The sequence below is a fragment of the Vibrio sp. V43_P6S15P86 genome (assembly GCF_009904725.1).
Lineage (GTDB): Bacteria > Pseudomonadota > Gammaproteobacteria > Enterobacterales > Vibrionaceae > Vibrio > Vibrio diabolicus.
The window spans coordinates 1-3,061 of the sequence record NZ_WXWT01000409.1 but is presented as its reverse complement, the minus strand read 5'-3'; the positions used below and the strand labels follow the sequence as shown (position 1 = coordinate 3,061).

5 protein-coding genes and 1 riboswitch are annotated in these 3,061 nt (G+C 43.0%); of the genes, 4 read left to right on the top strand and 1 reads right to left on the bottom strand.

What is annotated here, in order from left to right; genetic code table 11:
• The 4 genes from CAG69_RS22600 to CAG69_RS18570 all read left to right on the top strand — a co-directional run.
• Positions 1-199, top strand: a 199-nt coding sequence (locus tag CAG69_RS22600) for a hypothetical protein (protein WP_237668097.1), incomplete at its 5' end; no start/stop codon positions are given.
• Positions 200-249: 50 nt separating this feature from the next.
• Positions 250-390 carry a PA3496 family putative envelope integrity protein gene (locus CAG69_RS18580; protein ID WP_005396335.1) on the top strand — a complete coding sequence of 47 codons (141 nt, stop codon included), beginning with the start codon at positions 250-252 and terminating at the stop codon, positions 388-390.
• 249 nt (positions 391-639) lie between these two features.
• Positions 640-739, top strand: a riboswitch (purine riboswitch).
• Positions 740-828: 89 nt separating this feature from the next.
• Positions 829-1,842 carry an adenosine deaminase gene (locus CAG69_RS18575; RefSeq protein ID WP_161445595.1) on the top strand — a complete coding sequence of 338 codons (1,014 nt, stop codon included), beginning with the start codon at positions 829-831 and terminating at the stop codon, positions 1,840-1,842.
• Positions 1,843-1,971: 129 nt separating this feature from the next.
• Positions 1,972-2,445, top strand: coding sequence for a peroxiredoxin (locus CAG69_RS18570; protein WP_005396331.1), 474 nt, complete (start codon positions 1,972-1,974; stop codon positions 2,443-2,445).
• A 51-nt stretch (positions 2,446-2,496) separates the two neighbouring features.
• On the opposite strand, the gene CAG69_RS18565 is transcribed toward CAG69_RS18570, so the two are convergent.
• Entirely contained in the window at positions 2,497-2,904 is a 408-nt protein-coding gene (locus CAG69_RS18565; RefSeq protein ID WP_006741205.1) for an SPOR domain-containing protein, read from the bottom strand.
• Positions 2,905-3,061: the final 157 nt, after the last annotated feature.

Below are 3,061 nucleotides of genomic sequence, written 5' to 3'. Positions count from 1 at the left end.
TGAATTTAATCTAGAACAACCTCACACCTCTTGGAACGCTAAAATACATCAATTAAATGGTGATATTTTACGAAGGCACGTATTACCTAAGCTTCATTCTCATAGCTACATGATCGATTTTGAATATTGTGAGAAAACGCAATCTGGAACTATTCTCTGTGATTCAGGTTCAAAGTTAGGAAGTTTTACTGTTAACTAATTCAGTTTTCATGCATTAATGAATGATGCAACTAATTTGGAAGGTATCCAATGGCTAGAAAAAGTAAGAAGCAAGCAGAAAAAGACAAAAAAGAGTCTGAGCAAAACGCGGCGGCGGTAAAACAAAAAACGCGACGCCGTATAGAAGACATTATGGAACAAAGAGAATTTGACAAGTTATTTGATCTATAAGCTATCCTTGACTCTTTCAATTCTCTCTCTGCTCCATCGTTGTGCAAGGTACCGCCACCTACCTTTGCTCAAACGAAGCCTCACTCTTTTCCTCGCTTATAACAACACGATAAGCCTCGTTCACGCTCAAAAACCAATTTGCTCCTCTATACCCAAGTGACTTATACGGTTGCCAGTTACTTTTCTTAGAAAAATCCTTCGACTACTGACAACTAGGTTATTTGCGTATAGCCAAATTGAGAATTTTGCGTATAATCGCCTCGCTTGCTTCGTATAACCCCAATGATATGGTTTGGGGGTCTCTACCAGTTCCCGCAAAGTGCTGATTACGAAGAGTTGAGATCATCGTGGGTCTTACTCTTTGTGATAGCGTTCGATTTATTCTTATCTATACCTATTCTTAGAGTAACTGCATCCACAATACACATAAGGTGGAATATGAACGCATTTATTCAAGGTCTTCCAAAAGTAGAGCTGCACTTACATATCGAAGGTTCACTTGAGCCAGAACTTCTCTTCAAGTTAGCACAACGAAACGGCATCGACATTCCTTACTCTTCTCCGAGTGAACTACGCAGCGCGTATCAGTTCGAAGACTTACAGTCATTCCTTGACCTTTATTACCAAGGGGCGGATGTTTTGCGTAAAGAGCAAGACTTTTACGATCTCACTTGGGAATACTTACTGCACTGTAAAGCGGATAACGTTATTCATACCGAAATCTTTTTTGACCCGCAAACGCATACAGAGCGCGGTATTGACTTTGACACCGTTATCCACGGGATCGCCCGCGCACTACAAGATGGGCACGAGAAGCTCGGCATTACTTCACAAATCATTGCGTGTTTCCTCCGTCACCTTTCAGAAGAAAGCGCCATGGAGACTCTGCAAGCCGTTCTGAAATACCGTGATAAGATCATTGGTGTTGGCCTAGATTCTTCAGAACAAGGCCATCCACCAGCTAAGTTCAAACGAGTATTTAAACAAGCGGTAGAAGCAGGCTTACTGACTGTTGCTCACGCAGGTGAAGAAGGCCCGGCACAAAACATTACCGATGCAATTGAAATGCTTCACGTCAGCCGCGTGGATCATGGTGTTCGCTGTGTTGAGGATGAAGCATTAGTCGAGTCGTTAATTGAAAGCAAAATGCCACTGACGGTATGTCCATTATCGAACCTTAAATTGTGTGTATTTGACGATATGAACGATCACAATATTGTCGAGCTACTGCGCAAAGGGGTCGCTGTGACAATTAATTCGGACGATCCGGTATACTTTGGTGGTTACATGACAGATAACTTTTTAGCCGTCAACAACGCACACCCAATGAGTAAGAATGAACTAGCTCAATTCACAATGAATGCGATTGATGCTAGCTTCATCGATAATGAGCTGAAAGCGAAGTATCGCCATCTCGTTAGTCAATACGTAAGTCAGCATGAAGCGTTGTAATAAAGCCATCAGTGCTACATCTTGGGTCAAACACTTAGGTGCTAAAACCTTACAAAAGCTCTGTGGTTAACCGCATTTATAAGCGCTAGACTGAGAAAGCTAAACTAGCACACAAAAAGGAATAAAATCATGATTCAACAAGGCCAAGCTCTACCAGTTGCGACTCTAAGCGAATTGACTGCCGATGGTATGGTTAACCACGACGTGACTGAGCTGTTTGCAAACAAGAAAGTCGTACTCTTCGCGGTACCTGGCGCATTCACCCCAACGTGCTCGGAAGCTCACCTACCAGGCTATGTGGTATTAGCCGACGAGTTGAAGGCAAAAGGTGTTGATTTAATTGCGTGTGTTTCTGTAAACGATGCATTTGTGATGCAAGCTTGGGGCGAAGCTCAAAACGCTTCAGAAATCCTGATGTTGGGTGATGGCGACGCAAGCTTTACTAAAGCATTAGGTCTTGAAATGGATACCGGCGGCTTTGGTGGTATTCGCTCACAACGCTACGCTATGATCATTGAAAACGGCATTGTGACCAAACTTAACGTTGAAGAACCAAAAGAGTTTGAAGCAAGCAAAGCAGAAACGATTTTAGCGGCGCTTTAAGCTTACCCTTAGATACAAAAAACGGAAGCCATTGCTTCCGTTTTTTGTTGGCTAACGCATTCTCACAACACTCGTTTGTTGCTTACGCTGCATTTCCGCAAAAGTCAGCACAAATGGGGATGACTGCTTTACGCGGCTCGGCAGTGAAGAAAGCGCATTGTAGGCATCCTGTTTCGTTTTAAAATCGCCAACAGTTACCGTATACCAACGCGTGCCTCGGCTGTTTTTCCAGTTAACCCAAACCGGATGCTTAGGATCGATATAACGAATGTAATCTTTCACATCTTTTTCTTGCTTTAGCGCGAGTACCTGCATCGTGTAATGGTTTGGGTTTAAATAACCATACGCATCCTGAGAGGTCATTACTCCAACACATTGGCCACTATCGACCTGCTGCTGGTAAGGCATAGCGCAGCCCATGAGCGATAAAATCAATGTCAAAGATAAAATCTTGTGCACGTGTCACTCCATTTTTGTTCTAGTTTCTTTTCTCTCGCACTCAAAAACACAAAAACGCTTCTAATTAGGCGAAAATAGACCCATACGAGAAGGTTCGATGTTTTAGCGCAACGAGTATTCCAAAAAAGTAAGGCGACCACGTTGGCCGCCTTAGTAA